Genomic DNA, 17,087 nt, shown 5'->3' on the forward strand with positions numbered 1-17,087 from the left:
GCAAATGGCTAACAAACCTTCGGCAGAAGAACTGAAAAAAAATTTGTCCGAGATGCAGTTTTACGTGACACAGAATCACGGGACGGAGCCGCCATTTACTGGACGTTTATTGCATAATAAGCGCGACGGCATTTACCACTGTTTGATCTGCGACGCCCCTCTGTTTCATTCTCAAACCAAGTATGATTCAGGCTGTGGCTGGCCCAGTTTTTATGAGCCGGTGAGTGAAGATTCAATCCGTTATATCAAAGACTTGTCACATGGAATGCAGCGGATAGAAATTCGTTGTGGAAACTGTGATGCTCATCTGGGCCATGTTTTTCCCGACGGCCCACAACCCACAGGCGAACGTTATTGTGTTAACTCGGCATCGTTGCGCTTTACTGATGACGAAAATGGCGAAGAAATCAACGGTTGAAAAAACGATTCAGCAACTTATTCCACAGGAGCGGGAAAATTATGAATCTTGATGAAATAATCAACAGCATGACGCCTGAGGTTTACCAGCGTTTATCGACAGCCGTTGAACTGGGTAAATGGCCAGATGGTGTTGCATTGACCGAAGAACAAAAAGAGAACTGTTTGCAACTGGTGATGCTGTGGCAAGCGCGAAACAATACCGATGCGCAGCATATGACTATCGATACGAACGGTCAGATGGTCATGAAGAGCAAACAACAGTTGAAAGAAGATTTTGGTATCACAGCAAAACCAATTGTCATGTTTAAGTGAATGAATTCTCCCCTTTGTAGAGCGTTTATGAAGGAAGGGGATAATCTTTACTGTCGCGTGTTGGTTGTTTGATTTAACAACCAACATGCCAGATGCACTGCTGACGCACTTTATCTGGCCTACAACGGCAGTACAGAATTGTAGGCCAGCGTAAAATTATCCCTGCGTCTCTTCCCAGTCCGCCAGCGTGTATAGCGTTGCCCCAGCGGCTGACATCTCCATAAACGCGTGCGCGCTGTCCTGTGGCTGGATATTCACGCCGCGACAGCCATCGGTAATCACGTTCACGCTATAACCTGCCTGCAATGCGTCCAGCACGGTAAACTTCACGCAATAGTCGGTAGCCAGACCCATAACGATCAATTCATCGATTTCATGATCGCGCAACCAGTCATCAAGCGCGGTTTTCTGTCGACGTCCGTTATCAAAAAAAGCACTGTAACTGTCAACTAAAGGGTTTTCGCCTTTATGGAACACAGCGGCGATCGCTTTTTGATTCAGTAACGGATGTAATTGTGCGCCTTCACTGTTCTGCACACAGTGTTCAGGCCAGAAAGTTTGCGGCAGGCCGTCGAGTTGCCCCTGCGTATAAGGCTCTACACCGTGCTGGCTGGCAAAACTGCCATGGTTAGCCGGGTGCCAGTCCTGACTGGCAATAACCGCTTCTCCGCGCGACTGGCACCAGTCAATAAGGCGGTTAGCAACATCCACTGTGCTGTCACCTTCCGGTACGGCGAGCGCGCCACCAGCACAGAAATCATTTTGTAAATCGACCAGTAACAGGGCGCGATGGGGCATTGCAGTCTCCTTAATCATCCGGCGTCAGTTCGCCGCGCAGGTTTTGGCTCATGGCCTTACGAATGGTTTCGGTATCCAGTCCCTGGCTAAGCAGGTAGTGCAGTTTGGTTAATGTGGCTTCTACAGTCATATCCGCGCCGCCAATAACCCCGGCATGGGCGAGGGCGTTACCGGTAGCGTAACCCCCCATGTTCACTTTACCGGACATACATTGTGTCAGGTTGACCACCACAATACCGCGATCGCTGGCCTCTTGTAATTCTTGCAGGAAGGCTTTGTTTTGCGGCGCATTGCCCACGCCATATGAGCGCAAAATCAACGCCTTCACCGGTTGGCGGAGGAAATTGCGCACAACGTCAGCAGAAATCCCCGGATAAATTGTTACCACACCGATCGGTTGTGGGGTGATCGGATGAACGATCAGTTCACCTTCGCCGTGCGGTGCTGGGGGCGTATTTAAACGACGGATGTGAATACCGGCTTCCAGCAATGGAGGAAGATTTGGTGACGCAAAGGCATCAAAACCATCGGCATGGGCTTTGGTGGTGCGGTTACCGCGATACAGACGGTTATTAAAAAAGAGTGTTACTTCGTTGATCGGGTAATTCGCCGCAACATACAGCGCATTCAGCAAATTGATTTGTCCGTCAGAGCGTAATTCGGCTAAGGGAATTTGTGACCCTGTCACAATGACCGGTTTGCCGAGGTTCTCCAGCATGAACGACAGCGCAGAAGCGGTATAGGCCATCGTATCGGTGCCGTGCAGAATGACAAAACCATCATAGTCGTCATAGTGCGCTTTAATATCTTCAGCAATATGCTGCCAGTCTTCCGGCGTCATATCAGAAGAATCCATCAGCGGTGTATATTCATGAATAGTGAAATCTGGCATCTCCGGGCGATGGAACTCCGGCATCAGCGCCAGTTGGCGTTGCAAATGACCTGACACCGGAATATAACCCTGCTCGGAACGCTGCATCCCGATGGTCCCGCCCGTGTAGGCGACATAGATAGATTTCTTTTGCATGATATTGATATGAATGATGTAGAAAGAGCAAAAGTATATACGTGAGGCAGGGGGAGCGCACCTGGATACTCTGTGGATATGAGAAAAGTACGGCGGAACAGAGGAACTGGCGTCCCGCCGGATAAAAGTGGTTAATCCTGCAACGCATAGGTTACGGTCGTGACTACGCGCACTGTTTTATTAATCGCCGTAGGATCATCTTCGTCACTGCCACTGGCGAAGATCTGGAATACGCCTTGTGATGCATCGCTAATGGAACCTACCTGGCTACCTGAGTCCGTTGCAAATTGTAATGCTGCGTTGCGTGCATCTTTGGTGGCGGCAGCAATCATCTCAGCGCGCAGTGCGCCAATACCATTAAAGCGATAGGCGACTTTGCTCTCGGCGATAGCGCCATCCGTAGCAACTTGCAGTTCATTTAATTTAGCGACAACTTTTTCGACAGCAGCAACGTTATGAGTTTTTATCGTAACGGAGCCGTCGGCGTTATAGCGTGGCATTGTGGGATCATCTTTGAGATAAAAGGAATCCGTTCGTTTACTGGTCCACTGACCGAGGTTTATCTCTTTGTCGTTAATCCCCTGAGCGTTGAGTTCGGCAACAATTTTTTTCTGTGCGTCTTCCAGTTTTGGGAAAAGCTCGCCGGGAACATTACCTTTAAAGTTAATCGCAATTGTTAATTCTGCCGTATCTGCGCGAACTTCTTTTTCCGAAAGCCCCCGCACGTTTACATAGCGGTTGTTGGTCTTTAAATGTTTAACACCATCGCCGACGAAATAACCACAGGCGCTGATCCCCAGTCCGAGGACAATAGCGGCAATTAAAGAGGGTGCCTTATTCACTGATGACTCCTTATCAGATGCTAAATGAGCAAGGCAATGTAATGGAGGGTGGGAGTGAAAGACAGTCCGGTTCAGGAATGTGGCCGACAGCATATCGGCCACATATTTACAGAAATTAACGCACGTTGGCGCAGGTCAGGCAAAACGCATAACGGTTTTGCGGGTCGTTAAACGCTGCCAGCTTGTCGCTTTCGCTTTTCACGGTAGAGGCTACCGAAGCCAGTGGGGCAGGTAACATGGCCTGGAGCGCATCTGGCAACATCGCCCGGACAGAACCTGACATGTTGTCCATCACTTTGTCGAAGAAGGTCGGTTCATCGACGTAATATTCCAGATGCCACTGCTTCAGTTTTGCCAGTTCTGCCGCTTTTGCGACCGCATCATCGAAATCACCGAGGCTATCGACCAGACCGTTAGCTTTCGCATCCTGACCAGTCCAGACATGCCCCTGAGCGATTTTATCAATCTGTTCCGGCGTCGATTTGCGCGCATCGGCAACCAGCGTGATAAAGCGTTTGTAGCCATTCTCAATGCTTAACTGCATCATCTGCTGCGCTTCCGGCGGCAGTGCTTTAGTGATGGAAACATCCGCCAGCGGTGAAGTTGAGACGCCATCGGTATGAACACCAATCGAATCCAGACTGTTTTCGACGGTAGTGATCACGCCGAAAATACCAATAGAGCCGGTCAGGGTGCTGGGGTTAGCCACAATGTAATTAGCCGGAGTGGAGATCCAATAGCCGCCGGATGCCGCCATACCGCCCATTGATACAACCACAGGTTTGCCCGCTGCTCTGGCTGCTGCCAGCTCAGAGCGGATCACCTCAGAGGCCGTAACGCTGCCGCCAGGGCTATTAACGCGCAGAACAATCGCTTTCACTTTCGGATCAAGACGAGCATCGCGGATTTGTGCCGCAGTGGTATCACCGCCTACATTCCCCTGAGTTTCCTCGCCATCCATAATTGCACCATTGGCAAACACTACACCGATGCCATCACCGCTATCTGCCGGCGTTTTCAATGCGTAATCGTAATAGCTAATGGCGCGATAATTTTTATCCGCCTTACTCCAGCCGAACTCTTTGGTCAGGGCTTTTTCGATTTCGGCACTTGACGCCAGCGCATCCACCAGTTTGTTATCCAGCGCATACTTCGCGGTATCGCCGCCAGTTTTGGTTAAACCATCAAGCAAACCTTGCGCCCCAGGGAATACCTGCTGGGCAGGGATCTGGCGGTTAGCGGCAACGGTATTAAGATAGTTTTGCCACAGCTCACCAATCCAGCGGCTGTCAGCTTCGCGGGCTGCCGGTGACATATCATCACGAATAAACGGTTCAACGGCAGATTTATACGTACCAACGCGGAACACATGAGTGGAAACTTTTAACTTATCCAACAACGATTTGTAGTACAGACCGTTGGTGGCAAGGCCATGTAGGTCGACCACACCTTGCGGGGAAAGCCAGATTTTATTGGCGAAACTGGCAAGATAATACTGCCCCTGACTGTAGTTCTCGCCAATGGCATAAACCGGTTTACCGCTGTCACGAAACTCTTTCAGAGCTTTGCCGATGTACTGCATGGAAGGCTGATCGCCGCCCGCGAAGTTTTTCAGATCCATCACGATACCGGTGATATTTCGGTCGTCCTTCGCCTGACGAATAGTGTTGACGATATCAAACAGCGAGTTTTCCTGCAGACGATCGGAACTGGCACCAAGCAGCTGACGACTTAACTTACTAAACCGCTGCGAACTGTCGGGCTTATCGACGATCACGCCAGAAATATCAAGCAGCAGTGCGCCACGACTGGCGGTTTCTTTCGAATCACCACCGCTGACCTGCATCCAGATCCCAACACCAACCAGCACGAGAAAAATAAAGAACAGGTTAAGTACCATTTCACGGACGAAATTCAGCAGACGCCACGTCCATTTAAAAAATCCGGCAATAAATCGCCAAAGGGTTCGCATGTATTCTCCCAGACTAAAAGTTACACCTGTTACAGGTGCAAGTGATGTGGTTATCGTAATGACCCAACCGGCACTTGTCAGCAGGAATCATGGACTGTGCTGTAACAAAATCCACTCTCGTGTTAATTTTGTGAATAAACATCATGACAGGAGTTAATCAAATGGATGCACTCGAACTATTGATCAACCGCCGTAGCGCCTCCCGTCTGGCTGAGCCAGCGCCAACGGGTGAGCAGCTGCAAAATATCCTGCGCGCGGGTATGCGTGCGCCAGACCATAAATCCATGCAACCGTGGCATTTCTTTGTGATTGAAGGGGAAGGGCGTGAGCGTTTCAGCGCCGTTCTGGAGCAGGGGGCGATTGCTGCCGGTAGCGATGAAAAAGCAATCGACAAAGCGCGTAATGCGCCGTTCCGGGCGCCGCTCATCATAACGGTGGTGGCAAAATGCGAAGAAAATCATAAAGTCCCGCGCTGGGAACAGGAAATGTCGGCGGGTTGCGCGGTTATGGCAATGCAAATGGCGGCGATTGCCCAGGGCTTTGGCGGCATCTGGCGCAGTGGCGCATTAACTGAAAGCCCGGTGGTGCGTGACGCATTCGGCTGTCGCGAGCAGGATAAAATTGTCGGATTTCTCTATCTTGGTACGCCACAACTGAAAGCGTCAACGTCGATAAACATTCCGGACCCGACACCGTTTGTGACTTATTTTTGATAAAAACGGCAAAACTGTGTGGATTGTGAGCAAAGGCGCAGTAATTCAGACACTCTCACTTATCACTTCACGGAATGAGGGTTACCATACCCGGATTGCATTGACAGGAGATGTCCATGAGCGAGAACTCGATTCGTTTGACCCAATACAGCCACGGAGCCGGTTGCGGCTGTAAAATTTCCCCAAAAGTGCTGGAAACTATCCTGCACAGCGAGCAGGCGAAGTTTGTTGATCCGAATTTGCTTGTGGGTAACGAAACCCGCGACGATGCGGCGGTGTACGATCTGGGCAATGGCACCAGCGTTATCAGCACCACCGACTTCTTTATGCCGATTGTTGATAATCCTTTCGATTTTGGTCGCATTGCGGCGACTAACGCCATCAGCGATATCTTCGCGATGGGCGGCAAACCGATTATGGCAATTGCGATCCTCGGCTGGCCGATTAACAAACTGTCCCCGGAAATTGCCCGCGAAGTCACCGAAGGTGGTCGCTACGCATGTCGTCAGGCGGGTATTGCGCTGGCTGGCGGTCACTCCATCGACGCGCCGGAACCGATTTTCGGTCTGGCGGTAACGGGGATCGTTCCGACTGAGCGGGTGAAGAAAAACAGTACCGCACAAGCCGGATGTAAACTGTTCCTGACGAAACCGCTGGGGATTGGCGTTCTTACCACTGCGGAGAAAAAATCACTCCTGAAACCGGAACATCAGGGACTGGCGACGGAAGTGATGTGCCGGATGAACATCGCAGGCGCGTCCTTTGCCAACATCGAAGGCGTAAAAGCGATGACTGACGTGACTGGTTTTGGTCTGCTTGGGCATTTGAGCGAAATGTGTCAGGGCGCAGGCGTACAAGCGCGTGTTGACTATGACGCGATCCCGAAACTGCCGGGCGTGGAAGAGTACATTAAGCTGGGCGCAGTACCTGGCGGCACCGAACGCAACTTTGCCAGCTACGGTCATCTGATGGGCGAAATGCCGCGTGAAGTGCGCGATCTGCTGTGCGATCCGCAAACTTCCGGCGGTCTGCTGCTGGCGGTGATGCCAGAGGCTGAAAACGAAGTAAAAGCTACCGCTGCTGAATTTGGTATCGAACTGACGGCGATTGGCGAACTGGTGCCTGCGCGCGGCGGTCGTGCCATGGTTGAGATCCGTTAATTCAATGCGGTTATTTATTGCCGAAAAACCGAGTCTGGCGCGCGCTATTGCTGATGTCCTGCCCAAACCGCACCGTAAAGGCGATGGCTTTATCGAGTGCGGTAACGGTCAGGTGGTGACCTGGTGTATTGGTCACCTGCTTGAGCAGGCGCAGCCAGACGCCTACGACAGTCGCTATGCGCGCTGGAACCTGGCCGATCTCCCCATTGTCCCGGAAAAGTGGCAATTACAGCCACGCCCCTCCGTGACCAAACAACTTAACGTCATCAAACGCTTTCTGCATGAAGCCAGCGAAATTGTTCATGCCGGAGACCCGGATCGCGAAGGGCAATTGCTGGTGGATGAAGTGCTGGATTACCTGCAACTGGCACCGGAAAAGCGCCAGCAGGTGCAGCGTTGCTTGATCAACGATCTGAACCCGCAGGCGGTTGAACGGGCGATCGATCGTCTTCGTTCCAATAGCGAGTTTGTGCCGCTATGCGTTTCTGCGCTGGCGCGAGCGCGTGCCGACTGGTTATACGGCATCAATATGACCCGCGCGTACACCATTCTCGGTCGCAATGCGGGTTATCAGGGCGTACTTTCCGTTGGACGCGTGCAGACGCCCGTGCTCGGGCTGGTGGTGCGCCGCGACGAAGAAATTGAAAACTTCGTGGCGAAAGATTTCTTTGAGGTCAAAGCGCATATTGTGACGCCTGCCGATGAGCGATTTACCGCTATCTGGCAACCGAGCGAAGCGTGTGAGCCGTACCAGGATGAAGAAGGGCGCTTGTTGCATCGTCCGCTGGCGGAGCATGTGGTCAACCGCATCAGCGGCCAACCGGCGATTGTCACCAGCTATAACGATAAACGGGAATCAGAATCCGCGCCGTTGCCGTTTTCGCTTTCGGCGTTGCAGATTGAAGCGGCAAAACGCTTTGGTCTGAGTGCGCAGAACGTACTTGATATCTGCCAGAAGCTGTACGAAACGCACAAACTGATCACTTATCCGCGTTCCGATTGTCGTTATTTGCCGGAAGAACATTTTGCCGGACGTCAGGCGGTGATGAATGCTATCAGCGTTCATGCGCCGGGCTTGTTACCGCAGCCGGTGGTTGATCCAGATTTACGCAACCGCTGCTGGGATGACAAAAAGGTCGATGCACACCACGCCATCATCCCAACCGCGCGGAGTTCTGCCATCAACCTGACGGAGAACGAAGCGAAGGTCTATAACCTGATTGCCCGTCAGTATTTGATGCAGTTCTGTCCGGATGCGGTGTTCCGCAAATGTGTTATCGAACTGGACATTGCCAAAGGAAAATTTGTCGCTAAAGCCCGTTTTCTTGCTGAAGCAGGCTGGCGCACGCTGTTAGGCAGCAAAGAGCGTGATGAAGAAAACGATGGTACACCGCTGCCGGTGGTAGCGAAAGGCGATGAGTTATTGTGTGAAAAAGGTGAAGTGGTAGAGCGGCAAACTCAGCCACCACGTCATTTCACCGATGCAACGCTGCTTTCAGCGATGACCGGGATCGCGCGCTTTGTGCAGGACAAAGATCTGAAAAAGATCCTTCGTGCGACCGATGGCCTGGGGACGGAAGCAACGCGTGCCGGGATTATTGAACTGCTGTTCAAGCGTGGTTTCCTGACCAAAAAAGGGCGCTACATCCACTCCACCGACGCCGGAAAAGCGTTATTCCATTCGCTGCCAGAGATGGCGACACGACCGGACATGACGGCACACTGGGAATCGGTGCTGACGCAAATCAGCGAAAAGCAGTGTCGCTACCAGGACTTTATGCAGCCGCTGGTGGGGACGCTTTACCAATTGATTGATCAGGCAAAACGTACGCCGGTGCGGCAGTTTCGCGGCATAGTGGCACCGGGTAGTGGAGAAGAGAAGAAAAAGGCTTCACCACGCAAGCGAGCGGTGAAAAAAAGCCCGCCAGCAGATGAAGCGGGCAGTGGAGTGATAACATAGGCCGGATGCCAGAATTCCAACTCACTGATACAGCACTTTTCGTAGGCCGGATAAGGCGTTTACGCCGCATCCGGCACAAACGCCTGATGCGACGCTTGCGCGTCTTATCAGGCCTACAGATCTGTAGGTTTTCGTAGGCCGGATAACTTAAATCACACCCTGCGCCAGCATCGCATCGGCAACCTTCACAAAGCCTGCAATATTCGCGCCCTGCACGTAGTTGGTTTGCTCACCTTCACCACCGTGTTCAACACAAGCGTGGTGGATATCCAGCATAATATGGTGTAAACGCGCATCAACTTTCTCGGCTTTCCAGCCCAGACGCGCAGCGTTTTGCGCCATTTCCAGCCCCGATGTCGCAACGCCGCCAGCATTAGCCGCTTTGCCCGGTGCAAACAGTACGCCTGCCTGCTGGAACAGTTCAGTCGCTTCGATGGTCGTTGGCATATTTGCCCCTTCCGCCACCGCTTTAACACCATTAGCGATAAGTTGGTGCGCGGCGTCTACATCCAGTTCGTTCTGGGTCGCGCATGGCAGGGCGATATCCACCGGCACAGACCACGGCTGTTGGCCTTCGAGATAGACCAGACCAAATTCTTTGGCGTAATCTGCCACGCGACCATCACGGCTGGATTTGATTTCGATAAGACGCGCCAGTTTCTCTTTCGTGAATCCACTTTCATCAACCACGGTGCCGCTGGAGTCTGATGCTGTAACCACGCGAGCACCAAATTCCATCGCTTTTTCGATAGCGTACTGGGCGACGTTGCCGGAGCCAGAAACGGAAACACGCATTCCTTCAAAACCCATACCGTGGCGTTTCAGCATCGCTTCCGTGAAATAAACCAGACCGTAACCGGTAGCTTCCGGGCGAATCAGACTGCCGCCAAAAGATAGCCCCTTGCCGGTGAAGACGCAGGCGGTATTGTTGGAGAGCTTTTTCATCATCCCCGCCATAAAGCCGACTTCACGACCACCAACGCCGATATCGCCCGCCGGAACGTCGGTATCTGCACCCAGGTGACGGTACAGTTCGGTCATCAGCGCCTGGCAGAAACGCATCACTTCGCCTTCGCTTTTCCCTTTTGGATCGAAATCGCTGCCGCCTTTACCACCGCCCATCGGCAGGGTGGTCAGGGCATTTTTAAAGGTTTGCTCGAAGCCGAGGAATTTAAGAATGGAGAGGTTTACGGACGGATGGAAACGCATACCACCTTTATACGGACCGATGGCGGAGCTGAACTGGACACGCCAGGCGCGGTTAACTTGTACCTGATTGCGATCATCAACCCACACTACGCGAAACTGGATCACGCGCTCCGGTTCAACCAGGCGCTCCAGTAACGACATCTGGCGATATTTTGGATTTTGTTCAAGAAAAGGCCAGAGAGTGGTCATTACTTCACGAACGGCTTGCGCGAACTCGGTTTGATTCGGGTCGCGCTTTTGGACATGGTTGAGGAATGACTCCAGAGAATATGTCTGATCCATAGATATAAAACCCTTATATATTAATACGATTGTGCTTATGTTGTTTATGTCATGTGCTTTTGCAGTTTTCGACTATACCATCAAGAATGTGACGGTAAGCAAGAAAAAAATGACACCGGAAAGCAAATTAATAATGTGTGGTAGTTATAAAAGTCACCTAATGTCAGGTGCGTTTTATCAGACCTGGAAAACCGGGCGCATTTTCAAGAGTGATCCGTCGGCTGGATAAGGCGTTCACGCCGCATCCGGCAACCAGACGCTAAAGTTTTCCCGCCTGGTTACCGTTATCAGAACCAGAGGCAACGAAAAATAAGGAGTTTCCTGTGAGTCGAGCATTACTCGCCGTAGCGTTGGTATTTCCATTATTTGCGCTGGCTAACCCGCAATATCGTCCGGATGTGGAAGTGAATGTGCCGCCGGAGGTGTTTAGTTCTGGCGGGAAATCGGCGCAGCCCTGTAACCAGTGCTGCGTTTATCAGGATCAAAATTATTCGGAGGGCGCAGTGATTAAAGCGGAGGGGATACTGCTGCAATGCCAGCGGGATGACAAAACCATTAGCACCAATCCGCTGGTCTGGCGGCGCGTAAAGCCATAAACGCATGAAGTAGTGGAATATCAGCAGGAGCCAGCGGATATTGCAATGCTTCCTCTGGCAGACACCAGACCAGCGCCTGATGTTCGTGTGCCTGTAACGTACCGTGGAAGTCCGGTACGTGCCAGGCATGAAGATGGATAATCCGGCCAGACACTTCCCGCTGATGGCTGGCAACATATTCACCAACCGTTGCGTCAATGCCCAGTTCTTCGCGCAATTCCCGTACCAGCGCCTGTGGCTGACTTTCATCCGGTTCGACTTTGCCACCGGCAAACTCCCATAACCCCGCCTGATCGCTATGGGCGGAGCGTTGTGCGAGTAAAATTTTGCCATCCCGTTCGATAATGGCGGCAACCACTTCAATCATTTTCATAAATTACCCACGGGCAGATAAGCGAAAAATGCCATAATATCCGCACTGTTGCCCGATCAGAAGGGCTTTATATGTAAGGAGTGCCCGTGTTAGACCGCTATCTTCATCCGCGAATTAAACCGTTGTTGCATCAGTGCGTGCGGGTTCTTGATAGACCCGGTATAACACCAGATGGTTTAACGTTAGTGGGGTTTGCCATTGGTGTGCTGGCATTGCCGTTTCTGGCGCTGGGATGGTATCTGGCGGCGCTGATTGCCATTTTGCTCAACAGGTTGCTTGATGGTCTGGACGGCGCGCTGGCGAGGCGCAGAGGGTTAACTGACGCAGGCGGTTTTCTTGATATTTCTCTCGATTTCCTCTTTTACGCGCTGGTGCCGTTCGGGTTTATTCTCGCCGCACCAGAACAAAACGCGCTGGCTGGAGGCTGGCTGTTGTTTGCGTTTATCGGCACGGGCAGCAGTTTTCTCGCGTTTGCTGCGCTGGCGGCGAAGCACCAGATTGATAACCCCGGCTATGCACATAAGTCTTTTTACTATCTGGGGGGATTAACCGAAGGCAGCGAGACGATTTTGCTGTTTGTCCTGAGTTGCCTCTTTCCGGCCTATTTCCCATGGTTTGCGTGGATATTTGGCGCGCTGTGCTGGATGACAACATTTACGCGAGTGTGGAGTGGATATCTGACGCTGAAGTCGCTTCAGCGTCAGTAATAGCCGTGTTATTTGCTACTGTCCGGAGCGCGTTCACCGGTTGCTACCGGATTTTTCGGATCGCTGCTCCATTCATACCAGCCGCCGTCGTAAACGGAGACATTCTTCCAGCCCATTGCGCGCGCATACATAAAGGTTTCTGAGGCGCGCCAGCCGGTGCCGCAATAGAACGAGACTTGTTGATCTGGCAGGATATTCCATTCTTTCCACATTGCCGCGACGTCATCCGCAGTACGCATGGTGCCGTCCGGGTTATGGAAATCTTCCATATGCGTTGAGTCGCTACCCGCATGACCCCAACGAGCACCCGGGATATCACCTTTTGGCTTGATGTAGTCATAGCCGCTGGTGGTGCCGATAAATTCAGCCCATGAACGAACGCTGACCAGTGAAGCATCCTGACGATGCAGCAGCCCACGCGCCTGTTCCATATCGAGCATCAGTTGCGGTTGCGCCGGGATCTTCACGCCGAAGTCAGGTTCCGGTTTCACTTTCGGTGGCGTACCGCGCTCAACGGGCAGCCCCGCATCAGACCACGTTTGCCAGCCGCCATCCAGCAGGCGTACATCTTTCACGCCTGCGTACAGCATAATCTGTGCCACGCGCGCTGCGGCGTAAACGTCTCGCCCGTACAGAATGACCGTGGTGTCATGGCGAATGCCGTGCTTTGCCAGCATCGCTTTCAGTTGCTCATCAGAAACTTTGTTCCACAGCGGTTCGCTTTCAACTTCGTTGGTATCGATGTAGTCAGCGCCGGGAATATGGCTGATAAGGTAAAACTTTGGTGCGCCCCAGGCTGCTTCAATGACTTTCCAGTCACCGGCAGGTTTTGCCGTAACCTCTTTACCTTGTTGCAGGTCATGCAGCCATTGCGGGTAAACCAGTTGCTCAAAGTGCGGCAGTTTTTGCAGGCGGGAAGGTTCGCTTAGCGCATCACTCAGGATGGAGATATGCGTAAAGCCTGCTTTTTGCAGACGCGTTTTGACGGCTTCGACGTCTTTGTCATTACCGTATAACGCCACCGGCACATCGGCTTTCAGGTTATGTTGCTTGATCCACTCGTTGAGTTGTTCGGCGCTCATTTTGTCGAGCCAGCTTGCAGAAAGGTTTAAGGCGGCAGGTTCATGACCGGAAGGGCCATTTAAAGTTTGTGGCCAGCCGTTATAAAACGCGCTGGGGCGAGTATCTATCGCTTTGCCATTTTGTTGTTGAAGCTGGTCAAAAGTAAGAGGCTTCGCCAGTTCAGCGGCCCACGAAGAAGCGCAAGCCAGCCCTAAAGCCATTGCCAGCGCGGTCATTTGAGAAACACGTTTCATCGAAAATCCCGACATTGTAGTTTTGAGTGCGCCATTCTGAACTGGCGCATGAGGAAAAACTTTGCGTTATCGCAGTTTGTTGTAATTTTCTGACCACTGCATCATATCCAGAACCAGGCCACCAGCGGGAACATCCTGGAGATCGTGCGTTACCTGAACGACGGGGATCGCCAGTTCGCGAACTTCGCTGAACACCCACTGGCGAAAACTGTCGCGCAAAGCCACGTCAAGACGGCTGAATGGTTCATCGAGTAATAATGCTTTGGGTTGGGCGAGAAGGGCGCGTAGCAGAGCTACCCGTGCCCGCTGACCACCAGACAGAGTTGCCGGATCCTGATGGAAAGTATCACCAAGTCCCGCGCGCTCAAGCGCATCATTCACGGCATTGTGCCTTGCAACACCTTTGAGTGTCGCCGGTAGTGCCAGCAGTAAATTTTGCCCGACGCTGAACTGGTCAAATAACAGCGCATCCTGGAAAAGAATGCCAATCTGGCGCTGTGCAGTCGGCAGCATGTCGATCCGCTGCTCATTGAGCCATAGCTCACCTGTACAAGAAAACTGCCCGGACAGCGCGCCAATCATCCAGGAAAACAGCGTGGATTTACCACAGCCTGATGGCCCCATTAACGTGACAATGTCACCTTTGGTGGCCGTAAAGTTGACGTTCTTTAGTAAGCAGGTTCCTGGCAAACGTAGCGAAACATCTTTCACGCAGAGCATTAGCGGAGTCCTTGTCTGACATAACCTACCCATTTTGCAAGCAGGGCGGTCAGGGCAAAAATAATAAGCGGTAATAGCAGTTGCCATAAAGCCTGGGCGGCGAGGATACCGTTGCTGCCGCCGCTACTTAACGCCACCGCTTCTGTCGTCAGCGTCGGGAAACGTCCCGCACCGAGCCACAGCGTCGGCATATATTGCGCAATACTCACTGAAAATCCGACAGCGAACGCAATTAGCGCGGGGCGTAGCATAAGCGGGAGTTTCACATAACAGAATATTTTGGCTTGTGACCAGCCCAGCGTTTGTGCAATCAAAATTAATCGCGAGTCGATGCGCCGCCAGGCGGGGTGCAGGATAAACAGCATCCACGGCATCACCCACAGCAGATGCCCCCAGATCACCGCCGTCCAGCTACCATCCAGATTCAACCATAACGCCAGCGTGTATTGACCTGCCACTAATGGCAGTGCCGGTAATAAAATGGGCATCCATAACCATAGCTGGCGACGCTTTGGCCCCCATTCCAGCCACAGCAGTAACAGAAGCAGAGCGATGAATGTCGCGACCAGAGCCATAGTCAGGCTATTGGGTAGCGCCTCAAGATTGATCGTCGATTGATCCGCGAGGATCGCCAGCAGAACCACACAGAGCACCCCCGTTAATGGTAATAACCTCGCCAGCGTATAGCCGGGCAGTAAAGCCGTGGCTGGTTTGCGAATGCCATCTTCGCGGGGAATGGTGTTCCTCCAGGCGCGCCATAACAGATAGCCCAGCAAAACACAGGCGGCGAGTAACGCCATCAGCAGCAGGCTGGCGAGCGCGCCTTTAATCTGTTGATCTGTATCGCCCTGAGTTAACCACTGCCAGCTAATTACTGCCAGAGTCGGTGGATTACCTGGCCCAAGGATAATTGCTACATCCACGACCGACAGCGTCCATGCGACAATCGCCAGCATCGCCATTGCCAGAGCAGGAGCGACGGAGGGCAACAGCAGCCAGTTCAGGCATTGCCAGCGGCTGTAGCCCAGTGAATCCATCACTATAACCTGCTGTAGCAGCCGTTTTTCACTTAGCACGGCTGACAAGATCCACAGCAGAAATGCGCTTTCTTTCACCGCCAGAGTGAAACCCAGCCCAATCCCCAATTTGTCCATTGGCGGAGTGAAATACGGGAAATAGTCGTAAAGCAGGCCGCCATCAGCAAAGAGTAGAAGGGCGCTGGTGGCAAAAGCCACGTGGGGAATGGCGAGCAGCCACGGCAGACGGGCGCACAGATGCAGCCATTTTACGCCAGGCCACAGCGCGACAATCACCAGTAGGGCAATCAACAACGCTCCGACCGCCGCGATAGTCGTCGAAACCAGCGTCGCCAGTAATGCCTGTGGTAACTGCGGGTCGGCAAATAACGCCTGCCAGTGCGTCAGCGACAAGGCAGGCGCTATCAGCGTGAAAGCTGCCGGGATTAGCGGTGCGTAAATCACCGTCACCATCGCCCACAGCAGAAAGATTAATGCGTACCGTAACGGCGTAGCCATTCTTGTTCCAGCGCATTTACCCAGCCTGCATGTGGTTCCGCCAGTACCGGCGGCAGATTCTGCGGCATTCTTGATTGCAATGTTTCACGCTGCGTGTCAGGCAGTTTCTGTGGATCGAGAACCGAAGGATCGCCCCAGACAGCGGGATCCGCTTTACGCAGTTGCGCATCGGGTGAGAGCAGGAAGTTGGCGACAACCTTCGCCGCAGCACTGGCATTCGCATTGGCTGGAATGGTGACGAAATGGACGTTGCCAAGCATCCCCTCGCTAAAGCCGAAGCTGTAACTGCTTGCTGGCAAATCACCGCTGGCTATTTTTTGTTGTGCATGAGCGGGGTTAAAGGTTAGCGACAGGCGCAATGTACCGGCTTTCAGCAGAGCATCCATTCGTGCAGGCGAAGGCGGAAAATCTTTTCCTTCGCGCCACAAATACGGATGCAGTGCATCAAGATATTGCCACAAGGGCGCAGTGATACGGGCGAAAGTCGCATCGTCCGGCGCTGCTTTTAATGCGGCGGGGTCTGGCGTCAGCATAATCAGCAACTGTTCCAGAAACGCCGTGCCTGTGAAGTCTGGTGGGCGCGGATAAGTAACCGTGCCGGGATTGGCTTTGGCAAACTCCAGTAACGCTTGCGGTGTTTGTGGTGGCAGTGGCGTAACATCGCGGCGGGCGATAAACGTCAGTTGTGCGCCCCCCCAGGGCGATTCCGCGCCTTCGGTCGGCACAGAAAAATCTTCCCGTACCGGTAGTTGCGTATCGACGTAACGCCAGTTGGGTAGAGCCTCTGCCCAGCCGGTTTGTAATAAATTGGCCTCTTTTAAGGTGCGGAAGTTTTCACCATTTACCCACAGAAGATCCACCGAACCGCCTGTTTTGCGTCCGGCAGCGGCCTCCGTCTGAATGCGTTTTACTGCGTCTGCGGCATCCGCCAGGCGGACAATCTTCAGGTTTATATCGTAATGGGTTTTCATCTCGCCGCTAACCCAGTCGAGATAGCGGTTAATTGCCGTATCGCCGCCCCAGGCGTTAAACCAGACGGTTTGCCCTTTGGCATCGTTTTTGATTTCCTGCCAGTCACTGGCATGTGTTGCCAAAGAAAACAGCGATAACAATCCCAGCAACCACACACAATGGCGCATCATCTC

The 17,087-nt window shown here is 52.7% G+C and carries 17 protein-coding genes; 7 read left to right on the forward strand and 10 right to left on the reverse strand.

The features are described 5' to 3' along the window. Positions 1 to 4 precede the first annotated feature (4 nt). Entirely contained in the window at positions 5 to 418 is a 414-nt protein-coding gene (msrB, locus tag WES_RS11830; protein WP_001284609.1) for a peptide-methionine (R)-S-oxide reductase MsrB, read from the forward strand. Positions 419 to 459: 41 nt separating this feature from the next. After that, positions 460 to 732 (forward strand): YeaC family protein, encoded by a 273-nt coding sequence (locus WES_RS11825; RefSeq protein ID WP_010349494.1) that lies wholly within the window; start codon positions 460 to 462, stop codon positions 730 to 732. A gap of 156 nt (positions 733 to 888) precedes the next feature. Here WES_RS11825 and pncA read toward each other — a convergent pair whose 3' ends face one another. The 4 genes from pncA to sppA all read right to left on the reverse strand — a co-directional run bounded on the left by pncA (position 889) and on the right by sppA (position 5,371). After that, positions 889 to 1,530, reverse strand: a complete 642-nt coding sequence (pncA, locus tag WES_RS11820) for a bifunctional nicotinamidase/pyrazinamidase (RefSeq protein ID WP_016158143.1) — start codon at positions 1,528 to 1,530, stop codon at positions 889 to 891. Between the two features lie 10 nt (positions 1,531 to 1,540). Then, positions 1,541 to 2,557: an asparaginase gene (gene ansA / locus WES_RS11815; protein ID WP_001170164.1), complete on the reverse strand. Its 1,017-nt coding sequence runs from the start codon at positions 2,555 to 2,557 to the stop codon at positions 1,541 to 1,543. Positions 2,558 to 2,688: 131 nt separating this feature from the next. Then, positions 2,689 to 3,399, reverse strand: a complete 711-nt coding sequence (locus tag WES_RS11810) for an SIMPL domain-containing protein (RefSeq protein ID WP_001030439.1) — start codon at positions 3,397 to 3,399, stop codon at positions 2,689 to 2,691. 115 nt (positions 3,400 to 3,514) lie between these two features. Further along, a complete protein-coding gene (sppA, locus tag WES_RS11805) occupies positions 3,515 to 5,371 on the reverse strand; it encodes a signal peptide peptidase SppA (RefSeq protein ID WP_001259800.1) in 1,857 nt (618 codons plus the stop codon). 161 nt (positions 5,372 to 5,532) lie between these two features. On the opposite strand from sppA, the gene WES_RS11800 reads away from it, so the two are divergent. The 3 genes from WES_RS11800 (at position 5,533) to topB (ending at position 9,204) form a co-directional block, all read left to right on the forward strand. Then, positions 5,533 to 6,084, forward strand: a complete 552-nt coding sequence (locus tag WES_RS11800; protein ID WP_000339289.1) for an NAD(P)H nitroreductase — start codon at positions 5,533 to 5,535, stop codon at positions 6,082 to 6,084. 116 nt (positions 6,085 to 6,200) lie between these two features. Further along, positions 6,201 to 7,244, forward strand: a complete 1,044-nt coding sequence (gene selD, locus WES_RS11795) for a selenide, water dikinase SelD (RefSeq protein WP_001298241.1) — start codon at positions 6,201 to 6,203, stop codon at positions 7,242 to 7,244. Positions 7,245 to 7,248: 4 nt separating this feature from the next. Further along, on the forward strand, positions 7,249 to 9,204 hold the full coding sequence (topB, locus tag WES_RS11790; protein ID WP_016158144.1) for a DNA topoisomerase III: 1,956 nt from the start codon (positions 7,249 to 7,251) through the stop codon (positions 9,202 to 9,204). A 147-nt stretch (positions 9,205 to 9,351) separates the two neighbouring features. Here the strand turns inward: topB and gdhA are convergent, their stop codons facing one another. Further along, complete coding sequence (gene gdhA / locus WES_RS11785) at positions 9,352 to 10,695, reverse strand: NADP-specific glutamate dehydrogenase (protein ID WP_000373052.1); 1,344 nt, start codon at positions 10,693 to 10,695, stop codon at positions 9,352 to 9,354. A gap of 323 nt (positions 10,696 to 11,018) precedes the next feature. Here gdhA and WES_RS11780 point away from each other — a divergent pair, with 323 nt between their 5' ends. Beyond that, on the forward strand, positions 11,019 to 11,291 hold the full coding sequence (locus WES_RS11780; RefSeq protein ID WP_000085251.1) for a YnjH family protein: 273 nt from the start codon (positions 11,019 to 11,021) through the stop codon (positions 11,289 to 11,291). On the opposite strand, the gene nudG is transcribed toward WES_RS11780, so the two are convergent. Then, entirely contained in the window at positions 11,251 to 11,664 is a 414-nt protein-coding gene (gene nudG / locus WES_RS11775; RefSeq protein ID WP_016158145.1) for a CTP pyrophosphohydrolase, read from the reverse strand. The two genes, WES_RS11780 and nudG, sit on opposite strands and share 41 nt — an antisense overlap. 86 nt (positions 11,665 to 11,750) lie before the next feature. Here nudG and WES_RS11770 point away from each other — a divergent pair, with 86 nt between their 5' ends. Continuing rightward, positions 11,751 to 12,371 carry a CDP-alcohol phosphatidyltransferase family protein gene (locus tag WES_RS11770; protein WP_016158146.1) on the forward strand — a complete coding sequence of 207 codons (621 nt, stop codon included), beginning with the start codon at positions 11,751 to 11,753 and terminating at the stop codon, positions 12,369 to 12,371. A gap of 8 nt (positions 12,372 to 12,379) precedes the next feature. On the opposite strand, the gene ynjE is transcribed toward WES_RS11770, so the two are convergent. The 4 genes from ynjE to WES_RS11750 all read right to left on the reverse strand — a co-directional run bounded on the left by ynjE (position 12,380) and on the right by WES_RS11750 (position 17,081). Continuing rightward, positions 12,380 to 13,687 (reverse strand): thiosulfate sulfurtransferase YnjE, encoded by a 1,308-nt coding sequence (ynjE, locus tag WES_RS11765; RefSeq protein ID WP_016158147.1) that lies wholly within the window; start codon positions 13,685 to 13,687, stop codon positions 12,380 to 12,382. Between the two features lie 66 nt (positions 13,688 to 13,753). Next, positions 13,754 to 14,407, reverse strand: coding sequence for an ATP-binding cassette domain-containing protein (locus WES_RS11760; RefSeq protein ID WP_016158148.1), 654 nt, complete (start codon positions 14,405 to 14,407; stop codon positions 13,754 to 13,756). Further along, a complete protein-coding gene (locus WES_RS11755) occupies positions 14,407 to 15,942 on the reverse strand; it encodes an ABC transporter permease subunit (RefSeq protein ID WP_016158149.1) in 1,536 nt (511 codons plus the stop codon). The genes WES_RS11760 and WES_RS11755 overlap by 1 nt, the downstream gene beginning before the upstream one ends. Next, on the reverse strand, positions 15,915 to 17,081 hold the full coding sequence (locus WES_RS11750) for an ABC transporter substrate-binding protein (RefSeq protein WP_016158150.1): 1,167 nt from the start codon (positions 17,079 to 17,081) through the stop codon (positions 15,915 to 15,917). The genes WES_RS11755 and WES_RS11750 overlap by 28 nt, the downstream gene beginning before the upstream one ends. Positions 17,082 to 17,087: the final 6 nt, after the last annotated feature.

The organism is Escherichia sp. KTE31, assembly GCF_000407925.1.
Lineage (GTDB): Bacteria > Pseudomonadota > Gammaproteobacteria > Enterobacterales > Enterobacteriaceae > Escherichia > Escherichia ruysiae.

Excerpts from the sequence above, each read along its gene's own strand:
- msrB (WP_001284609.1), top strand. The coding sequence starts at position 5 with ATGGCTAACAAACCTTCGGCAGAAGAACTGAAAAAAAATTTGTCCGAG.
- WES_RS11825 (WP_010349494.1), top strand. The coding sequence starts at position 460 with ATGAATCTTGATGAAATAATCAACAGCATGACGCCTGAGGTTTACCAG.
- pncA (WP_016158143.1), bottom strand. The coding sequence starts at position 1,530 with ATGCCCCATCGCGCCCTGTTACTGGTCGATTTACAAAATGATTTCTGT.
- ansA (WP_001170164.1), bottom strand. The coding sequence starts at position 2,557 with ATGCAAAAGAAATCTATCTATGTCGCCTACACGGGCGGGACCATCGGG.
- sppA (WP_001259800.1), bottom strand. The coding sequence starts at position 5,371 with ATGCGAACCCTTTGGCGATTTATTGCCGGATTTTTTAAATGGACGTGG.
- WES_RS11800 (WP_000339289.1), top strand. The coding sequence starts at position 5,533 with ATGGATGCACTCGAACTATTGATCAACCGCCGTAGCGCCTCCCGTCTG.
- selD (WP_001298241.1), top strand. The coding sequence starts at position 6,201 with ATGAGCGAGAACTCGATTCGTTTGACCCAATACAGCCACGGAGCCGGT.
- topB (WP_016158144.1), top strand. The coding sequence starts at position 7,249 with ATGCGGTTATTTATTGCCGAAAAACCGAGTCTGGCGCGCGCTATTGCT.
- gdhA (WP_000373052.1), bottom strand. The coding sequence starts at position 10,695 with ATGGATCAGACATATTCTCTGGAGTCATTCCTCAACCATGTCCAAAAG.
- nudG (WP_016158145.1), bottom strand. The coding sequence starts at position 11,664 with ATGAAAATGATTGAAGTGGTTGCCGCCATTATCGAACGGGATGGCAAA.
- ynjE (WP_016158147.1), bottom strand. The coding sequence starts at position 13,687 with ATGAAACGTGTTTCTCAAATGACCGCGCTGGCAATGGCTTTAGGGCTG.
- WES_RS11760 (WP_016158148.1), bottom strand. The coding sequence starts at position 14,407 with ATGCTCTGCGTGAAAGATGTTTCGCTACGTTTGCCAGGAACCTGCTTA.
- WES_RS11755 (WP_016158149.1), bottom strand. The coding sequence starts at position 15,942 with ATGGCTACGCCGTTACGGTACGCATTAATCTTTCTGCTGTGGGCGATG.
- WES_RS11750 (WP_016158150.1), bottom strand. The coding sequence starts at position 17,081 with ATGCGCCATTGTGTGTGGTTGCTGGGATTGTTATCGCTGTTTTCTTTG.